At 63.8% G+C, this 23,559-nt stretch carries 18 protein-coding genes; 5 read left to right on the top strand and 13 right to left on the bottom strand.

Going from position 1 to position 23,559, the window contains the following annotated elements:
* Positions 1-90 precede the first annotated feature (90 nt).
* Positions 91-861, bottom strand: coding sequence for a WbqC family protein (locus NED97_RS10940; RefSeq protein ID WP_252487079.1), 771 nt, complete (start codon positions 859-861; stop codon positions 91-93).
* A gap of 1,381 nt (positions 862-2,242) precedes the next feature.
* On the opposite strand from NED97_RS10940, the gene NED97_RS10935 reads away from it, so the two are divergent.
* A complete protein-coding gene (locus NED97_RS10935) occupies positions 2,243-3,115 on the top strand; it encodes a VOC family protein (protein ID WP_252487078.1) in 873 nt (290 codons plus the stop codon).
* Between the two features lie 198 nt (positions 3,116-3,313).
* Here NED97_RS10935 and NED97_RS10930 read toward each other — a convergent pair whose 3' ends face one another.
* The 5 genes from NED97_RS10930 to NED97_RS10910 all read right to left on the bottom strand — a co-directional run bounded on the left by NED97_RS10930 (position 3,314) and on the right by NED97_RS10910 (position 10,022).
* Positions 3,314-3,685 (bottom strand): cupin domain-containing protein, encoded by a 372-nt coding sequence (locus tag NED97_RS10930; RefSeq protein WP_252487077.1) that lies wholly within the window; start codon positions 3,683-3,685, stop codon positions 3,314-3,316.
* Positions 3,686-4,046: 361 nt separating this feature from the next.
* Complete coding sequence (gene nasA, locus NED97_RS10925) at positions 4,047-6,056, bottom strand: assimilatory nitrate reductase NasA (protein ID WP_345781240.1); 2,010 nt, start codon at positions 6,054-6,056, stop codon at positions 4,047-4,049.
* A 137-nt stretch (positions 6,057-6,193) separates the two neighbouring features.
* The gene (locus NED97_RS10920) at positions 6,194-6,487 is read right to left on the bottom strand and encodes a DUF6360 family protein (RefSeq protein WP_252487076.1); all 294 of its coding nucleotides are present in this window, start codon (positions 6,485-6,487) and stop codon (positions 6,194-6,196) included.
* A gap of 2 nt (positions 6,488-6,489) precedes the next feature.
* Positions 6,490-8,256, bottom strand: coding sequence for a nitrite/sulfite reductase (locus NED97_RS10915; protein ID WP_252487075.1), 1,767 nt, complete (start codon positions 8,254-8,256; stop codon positions 6,490-6,492).
* A 443-nt stretch (positions 8,257-8,699) separates the two neighbouring features.
* Positions 8,700-10,022 carry a polysaccharide deacetylase family protein gene (locus tag NED97_RS10910; RefSeq protein WP_252487074.1) on the bottom strand — a complete coding sequence of 441 codons (1,323 nt, stop codon included), beginning with the start codon at positions 10,020-10,022 and terminating at the stop codon, positions 8,700-8,702.
* A gap of 489 nt (positions 10,023-10,511) precedes the next feature.
* Between NED97_RS10910 and NED97_RS10905 the strand changes: the two genes are divergently transcribed.
* Positions 10,512-11,204 carry a CatB-related O-acetyltransferase gene (locus tag NED97_RS10905; RefSeq protein ID WP_252487073.1) on the top strand — a complete coding sequence of 231 codons (693 nt, stop codon included), beginning with the start codon at positions 10,512-10,514 and terminating at the stop codon, positions 11,202-11,204.
* Positions 11,205-11,291: 87 nt separating this feature from the next.
* Here the strand turns inward: NED97_RS10905 and NED97_RS23105 are convergent, their stop codons facing one another.
* A complete protein-coding gene (locus NED97_RS23105) occupies positions 11,292-11,417 on the bottom strand; it encodes a hypothetical protein (protein ID WP_256493251.1) in 126 nt (41 codons plus the stop codon).
* Between the two features lie 153 nt (positions 11,418-11,570).
* Positions 11,571-13,829, bottom strand: a complete 2,259-nt coding sequence (locus NED97_RS10900; RefSeq protein WP_252487072.1) for a CocE/NonD family hydrolase — start codon at positions 13,827-13,829, stop codon at positions 11,571-11,573.
* A 163-nt stretch (positions 13,830-13,992) separates the two neighbouring features.
* On the opposite strand from NED97_RS10900, the gene NED97_RS10895 reads away from it, so the two are divergent.
* Positions 13,993-14,556 (top strand): metal-dependent hydrolase, encoded by a 564-nt coding sequence (locus NED97_RS10895; protein WP_252487071.1) that lies wholly within the window; start codon positions 13,993-13,995, stop codon positions 14,554-14,556.
* A 241-nt stretch (positions 14,557-14,797) separates the two neighbouring features.
* Here NED97_RS10895 and NED97_RS10890 read toward each other — a convergent pair whose 3' ends face one another.
* From NED97_RS10890 to NED97_RS10880, 3 genes are all read right to left on the bottom strand, one after another.
* Positions 14,798-14,983 carry a hypothetical protein gene (locus NED97_RS10890; RefSeq protein WP_252487070.1) on the bottom strand — a complete coding sequence of 62 codons (186 nt, stop codon included), beginning with the start codon at positions 14,981-14,983 and terminating at the stop codon, positions 14,798-14,800.
* Positions 14,984-15,192: 209 nt separating this feature from the next.
* Positions 15,193-16,992 carry a glutamine--fructose-6-phosphate transaminase (isomerizing) gene (gene glmS, locus NED97_RS10885; protein ID WP_252487069.1) on the bottom strand — a complete coding sequence of 600 codons (1,800 nt, stop codon included), beginning with the start codon at positions 16,990-16,992 and terminating at the stop codon, positions 15,193-15,195.
* Positions 16,992-18,164, bottom strand: a complete 1,173-nt coding sequence (locus NED97_RS10880; protein ID WP_252487068.1) for a sugar phosphate nucleotidyltransferase — start codon at positions 18,162-18,164, stop codon at positions 16,992-16,994. Before NED97_RS10880 ends, glmS begins: the two co-directional genes overlap by 1 nt.
* Before the next feature lie 417 nt (positions 18,165-18,581).
* Between NED97_RS10880 and NED97_RS10875 the strand changes: the two genes are divergently transcribed.
* Entirely contained in the window at positions 18,582-19,442 is an 861-nt protein-coding gene (locus NED97_RS10875; RefSeq protein WP_252487067.1) for a succinylglutamate desuccinylase/aspartoacylase family protein, read from the top strand.
* Positions 19,443-20,185: 743 nt separating this feature from the next.
* On the opposite strand, the gene NED97_RS10870 is transcribed toward NED97_RS10875, so the two are convergent.
* Both NED97_RS10870 and NED97_RS10865 read right to left on the bottom strand, forming a co-directional pair.
* The gene (locus tag NED97_RS10870; protein ID WP_252487066.1) at positions 20,186-21,829 is read right to left on the bottom strand and encodes a hypothetical protein; all 1,644 of its coding nucleotides are present in this window, start codon (positions 21,827-21,829) and stop codon (positions 20,186-20,188) included.
* A 502-nt stretch (positions 21,830-22,331) separates the two neighbouring features.
* Entirely contained in the window at positions 22,332-22,559 is a 228-nt protein-coding gene (locus tag NED97_RS10865; RefSeq protein ID WP_252487065.1) for a DUF5795 family protein, read from the bottom strand.
* A 113-nt stretch (positions 22,560-22,672) separates the two neighbouring features.
* Between NED97_RS10865 and NED97_RS10860 the strand changes: the two genes are divergently transcribed.
* Complete coding sequence (locus NED97_RS10860; protein ID WP_252487064.1) at positions 22,673-23,509, top strand: alpha/beta fold hydrolase; 837 nt, start codon at positions 22,673-22,675, stop codon at positions 23,507-23,509.
* Positions 23,510-23,559: the final 50 nt, after the last annotated feature.

Below are 23,559 nucleotides of genomic sequence, written 5' to 3'. Positions count from 1 at the left end.
CAATCAGGGGTGCCATCAGTGTCGCGCTGACCGGGGCAGACGTCGTGGCGAACGAACGCCGCGCGCTCGTCGCCCTTCGGTCGGTGTGACTTATCCGTCGGGTGCTGACCGCAACAGGTCGAACGTCCCATCCGGACCGACGTTCATCAGCGCGTCGACGATGGAGAGGTTTGGAACGAAGCCGTCGAACCGCTGTTCGTATTGAGGGTGGTCGAACGACTGATATTCGAGACTGACGTCGGCTGCCTCGAACTTCGAACGGTCGTTGTAAGATCGGGCACCGTCTCCGGAAAGGTATCGGTCGGCACCCGATTCCTCGCAGAGTCGGACGATGCGTTCGCTGTTCGTGGCGTCGACGTCGAGCGTCGACGCGCGAACGAACGTACACTCGAGGCCGATCCGGTCGGCGAGTTCCTGGACCAGATGGACGTTCAGTTCGCACAGCGAGTCCCACGACCGCGCGTACGTCCGCTCGAAGAACTCGATGGTCTCGTCGAAGTACGCCGCCTTACCGTAGTTCTGCTGGAGACTCTTGCGATGTGTGTCCCGCCACTCGTCGTCTGCGATCTCGACGGCTGCGATCGACTCGTCGGAACTGCGAACGGGGACGGTGAGCCACGTCCACCCGTCGGGCGTCTTGATCTTGTTGCGATTGATCCAGGAGTTGGACGTGTATTCGACATCGTCGAGAACGACGAAGACGTCACTTCGGTGCAGTTTGTGGAAGTAGCCGAGCCACGGCAGGTAGTTCGGCTGATGGATCGCGACGGTGCGGTCGTCCGGGCGTCCACAGGCTGGCGGTGCTGACTCGGTGCTGGCCCGATTCGAAGACGGCTGCGAGCAGGAGTTATTGCGTTGCATGATCGTGTTGTGAGCGTGGCTAGCAGTCGATCCAGACGCCGATAGCAGTGTGAGCAGTATTGTAACGCCCACCCATCCGGCTACTCCGAGCCGGCTCGAATCCGGTAGTCAGCAGTTGTGACTGTTGTTCGCGAGCGAACAGTCGACAGGTCAGCCGGTGAGATGCCCGCTCCCCGGGCGGACACAGGACAGCGCCACTAGCAGCGAACGCCGAACCGATGTCCGAACTCGAGGTGGTGATCGACGCCACTCGCCGGGTCGAGAACGATAGTAGCCGCTGAAAGTCACTGCGCGCCCGCTCGCACGACGGGTGCGCGGTTCTCGCTCGCTTCGCTCGCTCCGAACCGCGGACAGTGCGATCGGTGTGGAAATCGTTTCAGTTGGTACTATAGCACTCTATCGAACACCACCGCCTCACTGATCTTCGAACTGATTCACCCCGCCGAACGACTGATCGAGACGCCCCGCCGAGATCGTTCTCCACCGCCGCCGATGGTCCGTTCGGAGGCGTCTCGAGTCAGCTATCCACCGTCGTGTGGACAGCGACCGAGTCGGGATACACGTCGAAGTGGCTAGCCAGCGAGTCGTGAACGACTTTCGCGAGGAGTTCTCGTTCGACAGCGGTCAGTTCGTCGTTATCGGATCCGGTAACGGAAATTTCGAGTGCGCACATTCTGGTACCTGCGTGGTTCGGTGTTGCTGGTTCGCCCACTCTCGACCCGTTCGCCCCTGCTCCCCAGTGTGAACCGGAGGATTACTAACCTATTGTTTTTTATTTATCTCGTCGGGGGAAGAATTTTCCGCATTGACATACCAGCTCGTAACAGAGTCTCGCTCCCGCGAAAAACGCGCATAGTACGGGACCCGCTGACGAACTCGAGCCGCTGCCGGACGACTGCGGATGGCGGATTCGCGACGTCGAGGTCGCACCCGATACGGGCCACCTCTACGTGGCGGTAGACGCCGAAAGCGTACCGGCCGTCCATCTGGTGTCCGAATGACGGTTCCGACATCCCCGGATCCAGTTTATCGGACGTCGGTCAACGGACCGGACGTTCGAGTTTGCACGACTGTTCAGCTGTCGTTCCGATTTCGAATTCGACGGGTACTTTCCGGAGCAGTCGAAGTGGAAAACGACCAGCGAGGACGTAGGGGACTACCGTGTTGTCGGTCGATAGTCGCCCTGCTGGTCGATTGCAACCGGTTCAGTGATGCGTCTGTCGACGGCCGCAGTCGGCAGGCACCTTCCTTCCTTCACGCGTCACCTCGCAACCGACGGTTCTCCGTAGCGAGCGGCACGATTCGACGAACAGTATCCGCATCAGATAGCGATTCACCGGTGCGGAAAGTCCTAACCGACGGGCACTCGAGTACCAACGTAATGACTGCTGAGAGTTCCCTGCCGGCCGCGGCGAGGATCGGACGCGTCGCGCTTCGGGTACGTAATCTCGAGCGGGTCAGCCGGTTCTACGAGACGGTGATCGGACTCGACGTCCGGGAGCGACGCGACGACCGTGCAGTCCTCGCCGCGGGCGAAGAACCGCTCGTCGTGCTCGTCGAGGATCCGAAGGCCGCTCCCCGGGGAGCGGACGAGACGGGACTGTTCCACACGGCGTTTCTCGTCCCGTCGCGGGCGGCGCTCGGCGACGCCCTCGAGCGAATCGAGGACCGCTGGCAACTCGACGGCTCGGCGGACCACGTCGTGAGCGAGGCGCTGTACCTCTCGGATCCCGAGGGGAACGGGGTCGAGGTGTACTGCGACCGGCCCCGCGAGGAGTGGCCCGTCGCCGACGACGGCACGATCGGAATCGGAACGGAGCCGCTCGACCTCGAGGGCGTCCGGAGCGCCGGTCAGGGACGGGAGTCGACTCCCGACGCGACGACCGTCGGCCACGTCCACCTCGAGGTGTCCTCGCTGCCGGCAGCGCGGGAGTTCTACGTCGATGCTCTCGGAATGGGGATCAAACAGCGGTTCGACGATTCGGCGCTCTTCGTCGCCGCCGACGGCTACCACCACCATCTCGGGCTGAACGTGTGGGGAAGCCGGTCGGTGCCGCCGAGAGGACGCGGACTCGAATGGTTCGAACTCCTCGTTCCCGATGCGGGCGCGCTTGCCGCGCTTCGCGAGCGACTCGAGCAGCGGGGGTCCGATACCGCCGACGAAGCGGACGGCGACGGATTCGAGACGACCGACCCGGACGGTATCCGACTTCGGATCCGTGAGAGCGACCTCGAGCGACCGATCCCGGTGTGACCGGTAGGGAGTGAACCTGCCGAGAGCAACTGACGGTATCCGTTCCGTACAGGTTCGAACTGAACGCCGGGGGTTACTATCAGCTACGGATGGTGTTTGCAGAGCCTTACTGAACGTACAGCGCGTGTGCAGCACTCGCCGGTGCTTACCCGAAACCGACCACGTCGGAAGAGGCCGTTTTCGCCTTCTGACCGTTTTCTACGACGATTCGTACGGTTCGGCGTCACTAACGGCCGGCGCGCCGACGGCGAGGACGCGAACCGGTCCGCTGGCGCTCGTCGGGTTGTAGGCGCGGTGGGGGCTCGACGGTTCGGCGACGAATACGTTGCCAGCCTCGACGACGTACTCCTCGTCGGGCGTCTCAACGTGGAGCACCCCTTCAGTGACGTAGAACGCCTCCTCCTGCTGCTCGTGGTAGTGGTATGCGAGCGGGAGTTGTTCTCCCGGACTGGCTTCGTAGAGACGCAAACCTACGTTCTCCAGTCCCGCAGCATCACTAACGGATCGTGCATCCACCGGACGATCAGACAGCGGATCGATATCGTCCGGACTGATCAGGTGATACCCCATACGGGTTGATGCAACCAAAGGCTAATAATAATCGTGTTTCACGCGGGTGCCCCTGATAACGGACAGACTGCCGCCGACGACAGGTCGCCGAAACGTTTCGACCTTCCTGACTGCTGTCACGCAGAGACGACCGATCGCGTGCCACTCGTGAAGAGGGCCAATACGGAGTGATGAGGGATAGCTGTAGGATCGGGGGACGGTCGTCGGAGGGTCGGAAGCGACGCGAAAAGGAGGCGAAAGCCACGACGTCCGCGACCCCGACTCTCCCGGTTATAGCCGTCGATGCGCAGGTTTACTGGACGGCCGATTCGACGAAAACTGACCGGAATACCAGCGCCCGTAACGGAGACGCGCTGCTCTCTCAATCGGCCGTTGCAGGCGGGAGGGCTGCCTCCGGAGTCGCCAGCCGGACGGCACACTGTTTGAAGTGCGGCTCCTTCGACTGCGGGTCACGGTCGGAGAGGGTCAGTCGATTCGTTGCCGGACGGTGAATTGGAAGCCAGACCATTCCCCGCGGAATTCCCTCGTCCCGGTCGACGTAAGCCGTAACGCTGCCGCGCCGCGAGGTGATGGTGACGCGATTGTCCTCCCTAGTGTCGACAGAGGCGTCGACGGTATCCGGATGGATGCGCGCGACCAGTTCGCCGCTTGAGCCGCCGCGCGAACGGACGCCGGTGTTGTAGCCGTCGGCCTCGCGGGCCGTCGTCAGGACGAGGTCGAACTCGTCGTCGACCGGTTCGGGAAGCGACGCCTGTCGCCCGGTCGAGAACTGAGCGTTGCCGGTCTCGGTCGGGAACGCCCACGACTCGTCCTCGTAGTACCGGTAGCCGCCGGCGCTCGTTTCGTCGGGAGCCGGCCAGCGAACCGCGTGAGCCTCCTCGAGTCGTTCGTACGTGATGCCCGAACAGTCGGCGGCGGTCCCCGCCGTCAGCGCGGTGAACTCGTCGAAGACCGCCGCCGGCTCCGGCGATCCGGTCTCGAAGAGCTCCGGAAAGAGCCGTGAACCGATCGTGGCGATGATCTCGAGGTCCGGGCGCACGCCGCCCGGGATATCGGTGGCCGCACGCACGCGTGAGATGGTGCGTTCCATATTCGTCGTCGTTCCCTCGGACTCGCCCCAGGTCGCCGCGGGAAGGACCACGTCGGCGACCGCCGTCGTCTCCGTGTGAAAGGCGTCCTGGGCGACGACGAAGGCGTCCTCGAGTGCCTCGCGAGCGGTGTCGGCGTCGGGCATCCCGGCGACGGGGTTGGTCGCGACGGTCCAGACCGCCTCGACGTCGTCCGCCTCGAGGATGCCGACCGGCCCCGGCCCCGTATCGCCTGGCAGGCGGTCGACCGGCACGTCCCAGTGGTCGGCGACGGTTCGCCGGTGGTCGGGATCGGTGAACGGGCGCTGGCCGGGCCAGGTTCCCTTCGAGGAGCAGACGCGGGTTCCCATGGAGTTCGCCTGGCCGGTGAGCGAGAACGGGCCGCCGCCGGGGCGGAGGTTGCCGGTCGCCAGCGTCAGGTCGATCAGCGCCCGCGCCGTCTCGGTCCCCTGGACGTGCTGGTTGACGCCCATCCCCCAGTAGACGAGCGCCCGCCGGTCGAGCGCGTCCGCGAGGAGGTCGACGTCGGCCATCTCGACGCCAGCCGCGTCGGCGGCGGAGTCGGCGTCGGGGAGCACGTCGCGAAGCTCGTCGAACCCGTCGGTCGCCTCCTCGAGGAACGCCTCGTCGAGGCGGTCGGCGTCGACGAGTCGGGCGAGGACCGCACGGGCCAAGGCGAGATCCATACCCGGATCGGGTGCGACGTGTCGTTCGGCATTCTCCGCGGTCTCGGAGCGTACCGGGTCGACGACGACGATCTCGACGTCCTCTTCCGCCGCTCGCCGCTTGAGCCAGCGAAACAGGACTGGGTGGGCGACCGCGGGATTGGCCCCCCAGATGACGTGTCGCTCGGCCTCGTCGATGTCGGCGTAGGTACAGGGCGGGGCGTCGCTGCCGAAGGCCTGGTAGTACGCCGTCACCGCGCTGGCCATACACAGCGTCGTGTTGGCGTCGTAGTGTCGGGTACCGAAGCCGCCGCGGGCGACCTTTCCGAGCGCGTAGGCGGCCTCGTTGGTCTGCTGGCCGCTGCCGAGAACGGCGACGGCGTCCGGAGCCCGCTTGTGGGCCCGCTGGAGCCCCTCGAGTGCGTGTGCGAGGGCGATGTCCCAGGTCGTCCGGCGAAGCTCTCCGCCGCGGCGGACGAGCGGCTGGGTGAGCCAGTCGCCCTCGGGGTCCTTGCTCTCACTGATGCCGCGCGCACACGCCAACCCCTGGTTGACGGGGTGGGCGGCGTCGCCGCGGACGGTGTCGATTCCGTAGCTGACGTCGGCGCCCCGGTGCATGTGTCCGCAGCCGACGGCACAGCGCATGCACGTCGTCGAGACCCAGTCGCTCACGGCCGATCACGCGCGCGTCTGGCGCGGGGCGGTTCGTGGCTTCTCAAGAAGCGGATGTGTTCGATCATCATCTCACCGGGTGCTCACCGTCTCCCGCTGGTCATCGCCTCGCCGCTCTCGGCGGCGGCGGCGGCCGCCTCCAGTTCCGCGGCGAGCACCCGCGCCTGCCCGGGCGTCAGCAGGACGGTATCGGCGTGCGGATCGAGGTGCTCGAGTTCGACGGGATCGAGTTCGAGGCCGAGCGTCACCGTTCGCTCGTCCCGCGGGGATTCAACGTCGAGGACGGCGACCGCCTCGTCGGTCCAGCCGTCGCCCGTCGCGCGGGCGTCGACGCGGTCGAACGTGGTGTAGGCGGTCACGTCGAGCTGGCGACGCATGGTCAATCGTCGGCCTCCAGCGGCGTTCCGTCGGGAGCCGTCGGCGCCGGGCTCGTTCCGTCGTCGAAGGGGTACCACGACTGCTTGCCGTCGGCCAGACACGGATCCGTGTATCCCGTGACTTCCTCGGGCTCGGCGAGTTCGACCAGCGTCTCGTGGCCGGTGGCCTCGACCCACTCGCGGAAGGGCTGGCCCTCCTCGCGGAGCGCGGCGTACGACTCGAGGAGGTTCCGGAGCAGCCCCGGCAGTTCGTCGGCGGGAAGGCGCTGGCGGATCCACTCGACGAACGAAGGATCCGTGCCCATTCCGCCGCCGACGCCGACGTCCAGCGCTTCGACCATCTCGCCGTCCTTGCGGGCGCGCATCCCCTGCAGCCCGATGTCGGCCGTCATCGCCTGACCGCAGTCCGCGGTACAGCCCGAGTAGTGGATCTTGATCCGCTCGACGTCGTCGGGGAGCGAGACGTTCTCGCCGAGCCACCGCAGCACCCGGGCCGTCCGGGCCTTCGTCTCGGTGAGCGCGAGCGAGCAGAACTCCGTCCCGGTGCAGGCCATCGTCCCCTGGACGAAGGGGTTGGGCTCGGGCTTGTGTTTCTCGAGCAGCGGCTCGGCGAGCAGGTCGTCGAGCGCGTCGTCGGGGACGTCCATCACCAGCGGGTTCTGACGGCGGGTGAGTCGGACCTCGCCCGAGCCGTACGCATCGGCGAGGTCGGCGAGGTCGATCGCCTCGTCCGCCGGAAGTCGTCCGACCGGTACCGAGAGGCCGACGTAGTTCTTCCCGTCGGCTTGGTCGTAGACGCCGACGTGGTCGTGGGCACCGCGGTCGGTCGGCCGGCCGGCGTTGTACGTGTACTCGCCGCGGAAGTCCGTCCCCGCGGGCTCGAGGTCGAACTCGAGTCGCTCCTCGAGCATGCCGCGGATCTCGTCGGTCCCCAGTTCGTCGACGAAGAACCGGGCGCGGTTCTTCGACCGGTTCTGCCGGTTCCCCTCCTCGTGGTAGCATTCGACGAACGCTCGCACCGTCTCGACGGCGCGTTCGGGGCGGACGAACAGGTCGAGCGGGCGGGCGCGACGCGGTTTTCGGCCGCCGAGACCGCCGCCGACGCGGACGTTGAAGCCCTCGACCTCCGATCCGTCGATGAGCTTGTGGGCGGGCTCGAGACCGATGTCGTTGATCGCGTCCTGGGCACAGCCCTGACGGCAGCCCGAGACCGAGATATTGAACTTCCGCGGCATGTTGCAGAGGTCGTCGTCGCCGCGGATCTCCGCCTGGATCTCGTCCAAGATCTCGCGGCTCTCGACGTACTCCTCGCCCTTGCCCGCGACGGGACAGCCCGAGACGTTGCGCATCGTGTCACCGCCGGCCGACCGGGAGGAGACGCCGGCGTCCTCGAGTTTCGCCCAGATCTCGGGAACGTCCTCGAGTTTGAGCCAGTGAAGTTGGATCGACTGCCGGGTCGTGAGGTCGATCCAGGCGTTGCCGAACTCGGGGTTCTCGACGGGGCCGACCGCGTAGTCGCGGGCGACCTCGCCGATCGCTCGAAGTTGACCGGGCTCGAGCACGCCGCCGCAATTGGTCAGCCGCATCATGAAGTACGACTCCTGACCCGATCGGTGGTGGAAGAGACCCCAGAACTTGAACCGGGTGAACCACTCGTCGCGTTCGTCCTCGGGGATCGACTCCCAACCGCGGTCGGCGAACTCGAGAATCTTTTCCCGGACCTCGTCGCCGTACAGCCCCTCCTTCCACTCCTCTTTCTTATTACTCATCAGAACCACCGTTCCGGAAACGTTTGTCGACCGCTGGAGCGAATATCTGCGAGATCATGCTCTGGCACGGATAGTATGTGTACAGATGAGATCTCATAAAGGCTTGTGTTTATGAAATAAAATAAATAGCGACTCTGGCGGAAGCACGGGCAGAATAATACCGACTTAATACATCTTATCCGTACGCCCGTCGCAAATCGATCGAATTTTTGGATATCTGACTCCGAAAAAGAAGCGTCGGCTGGTAGCAATGGGCGCGATCGTTCGTACGTTCGTGTCGGGCTGCTCGCGCTCGGCGATGGCTCTCGGTCGTCCTTCGAGAAGTCCGTCGAAAAACGTCGCAAGCGTCGGTTCGTCCCGGTGGAGCCTCCCTCGCGGAGGTCGTGTTCGATCGGCGCTCGATCCGTCCGGAGGCGCCGTTCGTTCCGATCGGTCGGACGAGTCTAGTCGTCCTCGTAGACGTACTCGTCGGCCATCTCCGCGGGCGTGATCACCTCGAGGTCGCCCGAGTCGACGTACTCGTCGAGCCCGTCGAGGGTCGCCTCGAGGCCGCCGAGAGCGTCGCTCTCCTCGAGCTGGTAGAACGCGATCGACGTGATCCCGCCGTGCTCCGCGGTCCACTCGAGTAGCTCCGTCGCCTCGTCCGGCGTCGGGTTCGGGACGGTCGAACAAAGGTGTGGATTCCCGGCGTACCCCTGACACGGCGACTGCCCCGCGAACGCGAGGTCGTAGGTGTCCTGGACGGCCTCGTACGACTCCTCGGTGTACTGCGAGGCGGGGAACGCGAAGAACCGGGCGCCGTCGTCGTAGCCTTCGTCGGCGAGCCAGTCTGCCGGCTCGGTGACGACCTCCTCGACCCTGTCCGACTCGACGGTCTGAAGCTGCAGCCCGTTGGCCGGCTGCGCGCCGATGGTCCACCCCTCGTCGGCGAGTTCGCCGACCTGTTCGTGGGTGAGTCGGTCGCCCTCGACGGCGGGGTCCTCCCGAAGGCGGCCGGTCGGCACGAACGTCGTCGCCGGATAGTCGGTCTCGGCGATTCGCGGGTACGCCTCCGTGTAGTGCGTCTCGTACCCGCCGTGGAACTGTATCATCACTTTGCCCGGGTTAGTGTTGGGAACGAAGTGGAAGTCGTCGACCCACATCTGATCGGTGGCGTCGTCGGCGGCGCCGTCGCTCTCCTCGAGTTCCTCGTCCTCCTCCCCGGCAACGGCCTCGTCGCTGCCGAACCAGCGAATGATTTGTAAGACGATGATGTTCTCCAGGTCGGGCTCGCCGCGCACGCGAGTGGGTCCGAAGTTCTTGCGGGCGAGAGGCATGTCTCCGAGCACCTGCTGGCTGTACTCGACGTAGTCCCCGCTCTCGTCCTGGAGCTGGATGAGTACGATTCCGCGGTCCTCGGCGGTCATGGCGAGTCCGGGAGTCACTTCGGTGATGTCGATCGGGTCGTCCAGTTCGCGACGCACTCGGACGTGACCCTCCGCGTCCGGAGTCAGGCGGGCGGACTGCGAGCCGTCGTATGCGCGCTCCGTATCCGCCTCGATCGAGCCGATGTCCTGGAACGCCACCCAGGGCTCGAGGTCCTCGAAGTCGTCGAACGTGCCGGCCAGTTCGGGGTAGTCGTCCGACTCGTCCTCGCCGTTCGTGTCGTCTCCGTTCCGTTCGTCGTCCTCGGGATCCTCGTCGTCGGCTTCGCCCGGTCCGCCGAGTTCGCTACAGCCGGCGAGGGCGACCACCGCTCCTGTTGCAAGATACGTTCGTCGGTCCATTGTCCATTCGAGGACAGCCCGGTTCGACGGATTGTTATGCGCTGTGTACCTCCAGCGCGACCATTTTTACTGCGCCGGTATCCCGGTACCAGGATCGAACGCGGCCGACACGCGTGCCTCGTCGTCCGAACCGGCTCGACCACCGACGATGTCCGTCCGGCTCCCGTCGCGAATACCGGTTACGAGCGTCCGTCGGCGGTGTTGACGGGCTTATCGTGGCGGACGGCGACGACGGAGTGTCACGACGCGCCGGCGCACGATCTGAACGATCGCCTTCCGTCGAGACGGCGGCTGGTGCGGGTGACGTACCACGCTATCGGGGATCTCCCGCCGTGTCGCGAATCGTAATTGTAGCGCGTGAAACGGTGGTCTACCCGAGGTTTTCCGGTACCTATTCGAGTAGGTGCGTCTTGAAGAAGCGTCTCTCCGACCCTATATCACGTGTACGTCTAAATTATATAAGGGAAATAGTGAGGTAATACAACGCGCATGGCCCTCCGGACCATCGTAGAACGGTCACTGTCGATACTCGGGTATCCCGCTGTGACACACGCGGTGCTCAACCGGTACTTCGATTCGATGGATCTGGATATCGCTCCATCCGCGCGGGTCTCGATCGGCTGTCTGCTCCGACGGCAGGTGGAACTCGGTCCGCACACGAGACTGAGTCGCGGCTGCGTGCTCGACGGCGACGTCACCGTCCAAAAACGGACGAATCTCGAGCCCGACTGTGATCTGGTCGGAGACGTCGAAATCGGGAAGTACTGCGCGATCGCCAGGGAGACGACGTTCCAGCAGACGAACCACAAGATGTCGCAGCCGTCGATGCAGATCCGGTTCTACGACGAGGTCCTCGACAGCGAACTGCCGCCGGCGTCGGACGGGCCGATCACGGTCGGCAGCGACGTCTGGATCGGCACCCGGACGACGATACTCTCCGGGGTAACGATCGGCGACGGCGCCGCCATCGGTGCCGGGTCGGTCGTCACCGACGACGTCGAGCCGTACGCTATCGTCGCGGGGGTCCCGGCCGAACGGATCGGCTGGCGATTCCCCGAGGGGGTGAGAGAGCACCTCCTGGAACTCGAGTGGTGGGAGTGGGACGAAGAGACGATCCGCGAGAACCGCGCCTTTTTCGAACGCGAACTGCAGGAAACCGACGATCTGATTGCTGTCAACTGAGGATACGACCGGCGGCACCCTCCGACCGCGCCGGTCCCTCTCGGACGGCGTCGATCTTCCCGGGATCGCCCGAGCCGTCGAACGCGATCAACACTCGAGCGACTCGAGCGGCCCGCACAGCTGCGTCGTCGTGAACTCGGCGACCGCCGGCGCTCCCGCGAGAAAGAGCACCAGCAGGAGCAGGGTGAACAGGGCGATGAGTTTGCCAACCATGGGGTAGATCGTGTCAACTCCTCACACGATAAAGCTACCGGAAGTAGCGATGGAAGTCGAGACGAACGGCGATCCTCGATGCCGGTGGCTGCGATCGGAGTCGACACGCCGATCACTTCGGCGGACGGTCCGGCTTCGATCCGGGCAGTAGTGCTAGATGTCCGCCGCAGCGACGGTCACGTCTCGATCGGTCTCCTCGAGGACCGTCCACTCGCGGTCGGTCAGCGTCGGGGCGTCGTCCGACCGCGGATCAGCCGTCTCCGTCGTCACCGCGACCGGGCCGAACGCGTACTCGTCCGACTCCTCGAGGTCGTCGGGTGCCGTCGCGAAGTGGGTGACGTCGTACTCGCTCCGGGGATCCTCGAGTCCGAAGTGGACGTGCGTGGCACCGTCCGACGCCGGCGTCGTCGCGGCGCCGTCACCGTATTCCTCGTCGACGGTCCACCCTGACGGCACCGTGTCACGGACGAGGAACGTCTCGTCGTCCGGGTGCCGGACCGTCACGTCGAGGTCGGTTCGGTTTGTCTGGCCCCCGGTAAACACCGAGCCGCTGTCGTCGCGCGCCGCGCTGAGATCGAGGCTCGCTCGAGGGACCGCGGCGTTCCACGCCTGCAGCGACATCCCGTTCTCGCCGCCGGTCTCGACGACGACGGGCGCCGGCGTCGGCGAGTAGGTTCGGTCGCCGGTCGTCCCCTGGTGGAGGACGACGGCGAGATGGTGACCCTCGGGGACGACCGCGTCGAGGGGCTCGATCGGCAGGCGGACGTCCAGCTCCTCGCCGGGGGTGGGATACTCCGCAGCGGGGGAGTCGTCGGCGTACCGCAGGTCGATCTGCCCCCAGCCGAGGCGTTCGGCCTCGTCGTCTTCGTCGACGGCCCACAGGTAGACCGTGAGGTGACCGCCCGAGGTCGTCGGCGTTACCGTGAGCGTGAGTTCGGGTTCGCCCGCGAACCGGAAGTCGTCGTCGAACGGCGCGGAGACGAACGTCGCACACGCCCGACAGCCAGGCTCCGGATCCGAGGGTTGGGTCGGATCGTACTCCCGCGTCTCGTCGACGTAGACGATCTCCTCGTCGGTCTCGGGGTCGGGCGTTGCGCGCAGATCCTCGTCGGTGCCGAGGAAGAGTTCGGTCTCCGCCGCTTTCGCGGGCGGCCACTCGTCGGCGGTGTACCACTCGCCCCCGGAGTGGTGGGCGTGGACGGAGGCGTCGAAGACGTCCACCGTGTCGATCTCGTCCTCGACGACGCCCTCGTCGCGTCCCTTCAGTTCGCTCTCGAACCAGGCGAGCAGGAAGTCCGCCCAGTTCTCGTTGTAGGCGTCGGTCTCCCGAATTCGACCGTCGTCGGGATAGTGGTGCCCGAACTGCTTGAAGTAGATGTGGGTCCTGATGCCGGCCTCGCGAAGTTCGTCCGTCCACGGGTACACCTGCGAGGGGTTGACGTTCCAGTCCTGGAGCCCGTGGACCATCAGGACGCTACCGTCGTAGTTGCGGGCGACGCCGCGCTTGAGGATGCGCTCGGTCCAGTAGCCGCTCGGGTCGCGCTCGCCGGTCGCACCCGCGTACAGCGACCAGACCGAGCCGTCGGTGTAGTTGTCGGGACAGGAGAGGCGCTCGAGGTAGGTCGCCAGCCCGACCCCGGTCGCGGGCGAATGGATGCCGAGCGAGATGGCGTAGTACAGTCCCGGCAGGATCGCGTACCCGCGGGGCTCGGGTGCGCCGCGCCGGTACATCAGATCGTGCATGTCCGGCACGCCGGAGAACGGGACGACCGTCGCCAGGTACGGGTTCCCCATCCGGGCCGCCATCCACGGCGTCGAACCGTCGTAGGAGCGGCCGACGATGGCGACGTTTCCGTTCGACCAGTCGGCCTCGCCGAGATAGGTCACCGTCTGGTCAACGTCGGCCTGCTCGTTGGGGCCGAACAGCTCCATACAGCCGCCCGAACCGCCGGTTCCGCGGACGGCGACGGCGGCGACGGCGTACCCCTGCTCGACGTAGTTCTCGGTGAGCCGTTCGGTGCGCACGCAGTCCCGCAGCGACTTCTCCCGGAGGTCGTCGACGTAGGGGGTTGCCCGCAGAATGACGGGCGCCGTCTCCTCGTCCTCGAGGTCGGGTTTCAGGACCCCGAGTTGGATCTTCTTCCCGTCCTGTTCGCTCTCGAGTTCGATCGTCTCCTCCTCTCCGAACTCGTGGGTCGGTTCGGCGGATACCTCGGTGTAGTGCTCGGTGTTGTCCGGGTCACAGACGAAGTCTACCGGCGGGTCCTCGACCGGAAGTGGACCGTCGATCGGATCGTCGTCGGCTGACGCGAGGCCGGACATCGAGAGCCCGGCCGTCCCTGCTGCCGTTACCTGCAGGAGGGTCCGCCGCGTTACGTCCCGCTGTTCAGAATCGTGGTCGGAATGGTTCATAGTTTACTGACTGTGACTTCTATCGCCACAAAAACTGGTAAAATCAAGAGCGAATAAGAACCTAGTGACAACTCCGTCCAATCGTTTTTCGCCCAGCGGACGCGAGACGAACCCGACGAGAAATCAGACGCGTTATAGGCGTCGCTCGCGTCGTCCGAACTACATGTGGCCGCTCGGACACGCAGCAGTCGGTTATCTCTGTTACACGCTCGCGACGCGGACGCGGTTCGACCGTCCACCGGGTGAGATCACCGTCCTGATCCTCTTGCTCGGCACGCAGTTCCCGGATCTCGTCGATAAACCGCTGGCGTGGTATCTTGGTGTGATCCCGACCGGCCGCAGCCTCGCCCACTCGTTGCTCCTTCTGGTGCCGCTCTCGATCGGCGTCTATCTCCTCGTTCGACGGTACGATCGTCCCGAGTACGGGATCGCGTTCGCACTCGGTGCGCTTTCACACACGCTGGTCGACGCCGTGCCCGTACTGTGGGGTGCTCCCGATCCGAGTTTCCTCCTCTGGCCCGCGCTACCGGTCGAGCCCTACGAGTCCGGGGCGCCGTCGGTGATCGGACTCTTCCAGGAATCGCTCGGCAATCCGTACTTCCTCCTCGAGTTCGCGCTCGCAGCGCTCGCGCTCGTCTACTGGCGTCGCGACGGCTATCCGGGACTCGGGGCGATCCGTGCCATCCTCGACGTCCTGACCCGTTCGTCGACGAAGGAGTCGGCGTGAGACCGGACGGAACGCACCGCGAGTCGGCGTCTACCCGCAGACGCCACGCCTCCGACACAAGGGTTAGTCGGCCGACAGAATTACGATCTCGTGGTGCGACGACGACGTGTGAGAGAGCGGGTACCGACAGTGTGGTGGTGTCGGGGGCCCACCACCTATTCAGGTACGCCCGACGGACGTGTGATCGATGCGGAGAGATACGACGTCTATCTCGCTCGAACGACCGCGTCACGACGGTTTCTTACTTCGAGACGGACTCGACAGCGTCGACCTTCTCGAGCGGATAGTACTTCGTCGTTTCGTCGCCGGGCAGGTCCGGTTCCGGCTGCTTGCGAGGGCGCGTACACCTGATCCAGCCCGATTCGAGTTCTTCGACGGTTTCGAACTCCTCGCGGACGCCGTTAGTCAGGTCGACGATGACCGTCATCGGCGCTCACCCTCGTCCTGCTCGCGCCGGTCGCTTTCACCAGCGACGACGCTCGCTCGAGTGTCTGTCGGGCGTCGGACCGTCGCTCGAGACTGCGAAGAAACGGTGTCCGGATCGGTGATCCGCATCGGCTGAAATTCGTACAGATGAGAGCTACGTTACGGGTATGTATTTTGTGGGTCGAGTTTCAGGACCCGCTGACTGCCGGACTACTCGACTGTGACGCTCTTCGCCAGGTTTCGCGGCTTGTCGATCGACCGCCCCAATTCGTTGGCGGTCCAGTACGCCGCGAGCTGAAGCTGGACGTTCGCGAGGATCGCGCTCGTCACGTCGCCGGCCGGCGGGATCTCGAGCACGTGGTCGGCGTACCGTCCGACCTCGGAGCGGCCGTCGGTGACCGCGACGACGGGCGTCCCGCGCGCTTCGACTTCCTTGACGTTCCCGATCGTCTTCTCGGTGCGGCGGCCGTCGCCGGTGACGACCGCGAACACCGGCGTGTTCTCGGAGACGAGCGCGAGCGGGCCGTGTTTCAACTCGCCGGCGGCGAACCCCTCGGCGTGCTCGTAGGTGATCTCCTTCATCTTCAGGGCGCCCTCGAGTGCGACGGGGTAGTTCGCCCCCCGACCGATGAAGAAGTAGGCGTCGGCGTCGCAGTACAGTTCGGCAATCTCTCGAGCGCTCGAGCTATCGAGGACGGACTGGATTCGATCGGGGACGGCTCGTAGCTCGCGGACGAGTTCCCGGGACCGGTGATCGCTCAGTTCGGCGGCGAGCATCGTGAGTGCGGCCTGCTGGCTCGCGAAGGTCTTGGTCGCGGCGACGCTGATCTCCGGTCCGGCCCGGATGTACAGCGTCTCGTCGGTCTCGCGGGCGGCCGAACTGCCGACCGTGTTGGTCACCGCGAGCGTCGTCGCACCGGCGCCGTTGGCCTCCCGGAGCGCACGCAGGGTGTCGGCCGTCTCGCCGCTCTGGGTGACGCCGACGATCGTCGATTCCGAACCCAGGGGCATCGACCTAGCGTCGAACTCGCTGGCCAGAAACGCGTGGGCCGGGACGCCCCACTTCCGGAGCAGTTGTGCGCCGAACATCGCCGCGTGAGCGGACGTTCCACAGGCGACGAACGTGATCGGGGTCGACAGCTCCAGTTCGTCGAATCCCTCGAGCGAGACGCGGCCCGTGAGTTCGTCCAGTCGGCCGCGGAAACACTCGCGAAGGGCCGACGGCTGTTCGTTGATCTCCTTGCGCATGTAGTGGTCGTAGCCGCTCTTGCCGGCGTCCTCGGCGTCCCACTCGACGGTCTCGATCGACGTCTCGACGACCTCGCCGTTCCCGTCCGTGACGGCGATCTCGTCGGCTTCGAGACGGGCGAACTCGCCGTCGTCGAGGTAAATGACGCGGTCGGTGTACTCGATGAACGCCGGCACGTCGCTCGCGAGGTAGTAGCCGTCGGCGGCGACGCCGAGCACCAGCGGCGACTCGTGGCGGGCGGCGTACACCGTCTCCGAGCCGGCGAAGACGGCGGCGATCGCGTAGCTCCCCTCGAGTCGATCGATCGCCCGTCGGAACGCGGTCTCCGGCGCCAACCCTCGGTCGAGGAACGTCGCGATCAGGTGCGGGACGACCTCGGTGTCGGTCTCGCTTCGAAACTCGACGCCGTCGGCCGCGAGCTCGTCCCGGAGCGCCTGGTAGTTCTCGATGATCCCGTTGTGAACGACCGCGACCCGGCCGTCCTCGTCGGTGTGGGGGTGAGCGTTGCGATCCGACGGCGGGCCGTGCGTACTCCATCGCGTGTGCCCGACCCCGACGGCTTCGTCGCCGAGCCGGGCCGTCGACAGTGCGGCCTCGAGTTCGGCGAGTTCGCCCTCGCGCTTGTGGACGTCGAGTTCGCCGTTCGCCAGCGCGATTCCGGCCGAGTCGTACCCGCGATACTCGAGCTGTGAGAGTCCCTCGAGCAGCACCTCGGCGGCGTCGCCGCGGTCCGTGCCGACGTAGCCGATGATGCCGCACATCAGGTACGCACCTCGGTGTCGCCGGGGATCGTGCCGCCGACGGTCGCGCCGCTATAGCAGACGGTCCCCGAACCGACGATCGTCCCCGACTCGTACGTCACCCCGCCGCCGTCGCGGGCGTGATCTGCCAGCACCGCACCGAGCGCTTCCTCGCGGTGGATTTCGTCTCCGACCTCGACGTCGCCCGGTCCGCCGACGACCGTCGAGTTCGGGCCGATCTGCACGCCGCGACCGGTCACGCAGTCGGACAGGGTGGTGCCGCTTCCGACTCGCGTGTCCGCGTCGAGCACGGAGCGCTCGACCGTCGCGTTCGAGCCGATCGTCACGTTCTCGCCGAGACAGACGTTCGGTCCGACGACGGCGCCGGGACCGACGACGCAATCCGGCCCGACGACGACCGGTTCGAGGATCGTCGCGGCGTCGTGGATCGACGCTGCCGGAGACACCCGATTTTCGACGGAAGAGGCGTCAGCGAGCAGATCGTCGGCGATCCGGAGGAGGTCCCACGGATAGGTGGCATCGATCCACGTTCCCTCGGAGACGGCTCCACGAACGTCCTCGTCGTTTCCGAGGAGCGTCGATATCGCATCCGTGAGGGAGTGTTCGCCCGCCCGGGGCTCGATCGCGCGGATCGCGTCGAAGATTGCTGGTTCGAACGCGTACACGCCCGCATTGAGGCAATACCCTCGCTCGTCGCGCGGGTTCTCGACGATCTCCGTCACCCGTTCCTCCTCGAGGAGGACGCCACCGTATCTCGCGACGTCGGCTCGCCGGATCAGCCCGAGCGTCGCCGCAGCCGCGTCGTGGGCCGCGAGAACGTCCTCGACGATCTGCTCGTCGACCAGCTGATCGCCGTTGACGACGAGCAGTGAGCCGTCGACCGCCGACTCCGCTGCCAGCAGCGCGTGGCCGCTGCCGAGCTGTTTTTGCTGGGTGACGTACTGTAGCGGCACGTTGCGATACGTCGGTCCGAAGTGTGACTGGACACGGTTGCGCTTGTAGCCGACGACGACCGTAATATCGGTAACCCCCGCCTCGATCAGCGCGTCAAAAACGTGCTCGAGAATCGGCTTCGTCGCCGCGGGGAGCATCGGCTTCGGTCGGTGTTTCGTGAGCGGCCGAAGCCGTTTCCCCTCGCCCGCCGCAAGAACGATCGCTGAACACTCATTCATACTGATCGACAACGATCAGACACCGATATTGTTTTCGGTACTGATAGTATTCTCGAGCGAGACGCTCTCGATCCGTCTCTTGGCATCGTTGACCGCTCAATTCGCGCACTGGAACGGTCGGTAGCGGCCGTCTGGCGAGTTCGTTGCAGTTCTGCAACCAACGGCGGCCGAGTACGGTCGCAGTACAGGATCGAGCACGTTCTCGGCGAAAATTCGGGCGAGAACGGGCGCTCCGGTCGAGTGGCGCTATTCGCGGATGGAACGAATTCGGCACACACGCGGCTCGATGGCGCCATTTATCTCCGGAGGTATACGAACCGGTGCGGCTCGAGACGCTGCCGATATGATCGCTTTGTCATCTGGAAAAGACAGTATACTTTCATACACATTCCAGTTTGGTGTACCCGGTTGAATTCAATGAACGACCACTCGGCGGACGAACAACCGGAGCAACGCACTGAACGGACGACGCCGTCTCGGCGATCGTTTATCGCGAGCGGGACGACGGTAGCGACCGCTGCACTCGTCGGCGTCGGAAGCGTAAGCGCGGACGACGGATTCCGCCCGATCCGTCGAACCACGCGCACGCTACGGGCAGGAACCGAGTACGAGACCACGGCGTACATCGGCGAATCCGAACGATCGGGTCCGACGGCGGTCGTCATCGGGGGCATCCACGGCAACGAACTGGCTGGCGTCGAGGCCGCCCGGAACGCCAGGGGGTGGGAGTTCGACCGCGGAACGCTCATCGTGCTGCCCGAAGCGAACGCGCCGGCGGTCGAAGCGCGGACGTACAGCGGGCCGGACGGCGATCTGAATCAGCAGTTCCCCTCCGGCTCGGCTCCCACGACGCCGATCGCGCGGGAGATCTGGGACCTCATCACGGACTATGACGCGGACGTCGTTATCGACATGCACACTTCCATGGGGATCTGGGGATCGGATCTCGGCCCGGACGGCTACGGACAGGCGATCTTCCCGTCCGCGGCGGGTAACTCGAGGGCGATCGCGAGCAACGTCGCCGGCTGCATGAACCGGAACGTTATCGACGACTCGTATCCCGAGGACTACGATTTCACGCTCGGAAACACCCTCTCTGGCGAACACCCTCGACTCGTCCACAAGGTCGCCGCCGACCTCGAGGATGCCGGCTATCTCACGGAGGTCACGCGATACGAGACGACCCTCGAGACCCAGACCCAGTGGGCCACGTCGCTGGCCGGCTACCTCCTTCGGAACCACGGGATCGAGACGTCCTACGCGGCCGAGTCGCTGTAGATCGTCCCGACAGCGGTGAGGTCCGGGTTTCGAGGGGCGGGCAGCGGCGGAGCGACCCAGCCGGAACGGCGTCAGGAACGCGGTTTAATGACTGTTCCATTAGGACTTTTGCTCAACATCGAATATTGGATGCCTCGTATGTATCCAAGAAGTGGATTTCGTCTCTGGTGAGCTCGAAAGTGGCCGTAAGAACAGATCATCCGATATCGATTCCCCTTCAATTTTGTTAAATGCGAAAATTGTCTCGCGAAGAATAGCCACCAGTAGATGCTAGACATCGTCGGGTGCCATTTACCGAGTGACTCAAACGGAGTTCGTTCTGGACGATTTTTATCAGATGCAGAATCCAGAACGGATGGCAGACGAATACTTAGAGTTCGTACTCGAGAACGGTCTTGCCTATCGAGTGTCGTACTACCCGAACATCACACTCGCCTGCGGGAACTGTTCCTCCCTCCTGTGGAATATATCCCTCTGCTGTCTTAGGCGCATGATTTTCTGCTTGCCGTCAGAAAATCAGACGTCCAAAGCTCGGCGATCTTCGCCAGGAGACCGCTCCGAGCTAAACCCCCAGTAGTCAATAGATAGCCACCAGTTGATACAAAAAGTCGCTTCCTTCCACTTCCCCAGACCGACCTTTTCCGGCGTCAGAGGCACGCATAGCACCGGTCCAAAACAGTCACCCATCGAACCCACCGCATTCCTCCGTTGTCTCCGTTCCTTGAAATCAGGGAAGAGTTGCGCTACGAGTCGATCTCTGTGACTTCCTCTGCCTGGATGCTGTACCCGTACGTGAGATCGTCCATAGAGACCGAGCACCAACCGGAGTAATAGAACTCACCGGTTTCGTCTGGTTCAAGCGTGATCGTTTTTCTGCGTTCGTCGCCTTCTGGCCCTCTAACAGAGAGACGATAGTCTTCAGTGACGTTTTTCACTGTTGCATGTTTCCTGCAGGGTTCACTATCGTAGAGCGGAACGGAATCGAGATAACGGATCGAAGAATCCGTGACTTTGAGTTTTCCTTCGAGCTCGGTATCCAGGTCGAAGTCAGGATCCAGCTCGTCGATCGGGACGGAAGCGCCAAAACGCCAAACATCGATCTCATACTCAGCAGCTCCCTCACAGTTTTCTAAACCGAGACTCGAGTAGATTCGGCTCTCGCCTTTTTCAATACGCTCGTTACTTGTACCCGGCCCGCCGAGACCTCCTCTCCGCGCAATTTCTTCACCGTCATCAGAATAGACACCCACCGCAGCCCTAAAGGAGATTAGGTACTTGTCGACGCTGGTTTTCTCGACTTCGATACGAACCTCACATCCATCCGAACCATTCCGTATGAGCGCGTGATCCTGAACCTCCAGATGCTCTTCAGCTTCCTCGGAGAGGCTCACTTCACCCTCTGCATCGATCTCTTCATTGTGATCGTTGACCAGTTCAGCGTCTTCAATCTCGTAGTCTGACGTTCCGATTCGAACTAGATACTGCTCGATGTCCTCACTACAGGACCCCTCGATCTCTTTCTCAGCTGATTCACCCGGCTCGATGTTAGTGAACCCGAGATCGAGATCATCACTATTTGCGGTGGCACTGATGACGTGATCGTGAGTGGTGTTTTCTACACTCATACGGATCCGACATCGGCCACTACCAGGCTCGTCCACCCAGCTGAAGCTGTGACCGACTTCGAGCTTATCCTCGAGCTCGGGATGGATTTCGACGTCAGCCTCCATCGCATCGGCCGTGAGGATAGCGCTAAAATTCACAACCTCGAACGTATACTGGTTAGCACCCTCGCAGTCGTCGAAACTGATCGAGTAGACTCGGCTCTCACCCTCTCTGAGATCATCCCTATCCACACTCGGGCCAGATTTCTCTGCGACCGTCTCACCGCCGTCAGAATAGAGCGTTACCTCGGTATCAAAGGAGACGTGGTACTCGTCGTCGCTGCTGGTTCGCTCGAGGTCCCCGTAAAACTCGCACCGGGTCCCGTCCGAGTCGAGTTCGTGATTGAGAACATCCAGATGCTCCTCAGCGTCCTCTGGAAGGATCACATTGGGCTGTTTTTCCGGCTCAGCCTCTTCATCGTCTTCGGTGTCCTCCTGCTCGTCTTCGTCTTGACCCTGCTCTTCCTGCTCTTCCTCCTCCTGGATTTCGTACTCCTCGTCTTCGTCTAACTGCTCGCCATCCTGGTCCTGATCCCCTTGATCATCGACAGTGTCGTCCTCACTAGAATCGTCGGTACTGTTGCCCTGGTCGTGGTCGTCCTCGTCGAGATCGTCGGCACCATCGTCATTCTCGTCGGCCTGATCGCCGTCGAGATCGGAACAGCCGGCGAGTGCAGCAGAGAAAGCGATACCCGTACCTGCTAATACTCTTCTTCTATCCATACTGAAAGTATGGGTTATAGTATGCAATAAGATTGGCGAAAAGACATGTATATGTGAAATATATTGAAACAGAACTATACAATCATGTAATTTTATATGACTGGGTTTCGTTCACTGTTACGATGTCGGGATTTTCATTGTTGTGCAAACGTTGAGCGTCGCTGAATGGTCGGTGCAGACACCGGGCAGATCGATATCTCGAAGGGAAGAGTAGAATGATAATAACCAGCAGAACGCGTTTGCACACGAGAATTACGTCGTAGCTGTAAGATACTCCTTCCAGTATATTTTGTAGCCCGCGAGCCGTCGCTGGTTGAGATGCTATTCGGGTCCGTTGGGAATGAGTGGCTCTCTTTCGACGGATCAGGTATGTGTCTACTGGCGTGAGAATTGGCTGTAATCACAGAGCGGTGCCGAGTTTCCGGAGCACGCACTTCGTAACTGACTCCACGCGCTGCAGTGACACCAGCAGAGTGCCTGTATCCGTCGGGAAAAGGTGCTCTCAGTCCCTGTCGGTCTCGCTCCAGTCGCAGTCCTGGCACTTCCAGCCGGTGACGAACTCGGTGACGGAGGGCATGTAGCCGACCTTGAGGACGTTGCCGCCACAGTCGGGACACTCCCTGTCGGCCTCCTCGATCGAGTCGACCTCCATGACGGAGTCGTCCTCGATTAGCTCCGCGAGCTTTTCGGCCGTAACCATTCGCCCCTGAACGACGCGATTCTCGCTCACGTCAGACTCTGTGACCGCGAGACTCCTAAGCGTTTCCAGGTCGACTCGAGCCGGCGCTCGGCCGCGTCCGGTCAGGGCGAATCACTATTGACTCGCGTGTGGGAGCGCCGACCATGGAGTACGACGAGTGGATCGACCACCTCGAATCGACGACCGTGACCGTCGACGAACACGCCCTCGAGATGGCGTACTACGACGAAGGCGAGGGAGACCCCCTCGTCTTTCTCCACGGCATTCCGACCTCGTCGTTTCTCTGGCGCGAGATCGCTCCGGCGTTCACCGACGACTACCGGGTGATCGTTCCCGACATGGTCGGTTACGGTCAGTCGACGATGGACGACCGGTTCGACCGTTCCATCCGAGCCCAGGAGCGCGCGGTCGCCGACCTGTTCGACCAGCTGGGGTTGGACTCGGTCTCCTTCGTCGGCCACGACCTCGGCGGCGGCGTCGGGCTGCGCTACGCGGTCCACGAACCCGACGCGGTCGACGACCTCGTCCTCTCGAACGCCGTCTGTTACGACTCCTGGCCGATCGAGCGCATCGTCGATCTCGGACTGCCGTCGACCATCGAGGAGATGAGCGTCGACGACCTGACCGACCTGCTCGAGTCGGTCTACCGAGAGACCCTGTACGGTGACGACGCCGACGACGCCTTCGTCGAGGGGATGGTTACCCAGTGGGCCTCCGAGGAGGGGAAGGTCTCGCTCTCCCGGAACGCCATCGGGACGAACACGAGCCACACGACCGAGATCGACCACAGCGCGGTGGACGCTCGGACGCTCATGCTCTGGGGCGCCGAGGACGAGTTCCAGCCGATCGAGTACGCCGAGCGACTCGAGGGCGATATCGACGGCGCCGAACTCGTCGGCCTCGAGGAGGCGAACCACTGGGTGCCCGAGGACCGACCCGAGGCCTACCGAGAGGAGTTGCGGAAGTTTCTCACCGGCTGAACCGACCGGTATCCACACCCACTTGTCGACGGAGCGACAAACTAGCTGCG

The organism is Natronococcus sp. CG52 (assembly GCF_023913515.1).
In the GTDB taxonomy this organism is placed as follows: domain Archaea; phylum Halobacteriota; class Halobacteria; order Halobacteriales; family Natrialbaceae; genus Natronococcus; species Natronococcus zhouii.
The sequence above is the reverse complement of the archived record's forward strand: the minus strand, read 5'-3'. Positions and strand labels throughout refer to the sequence as shown.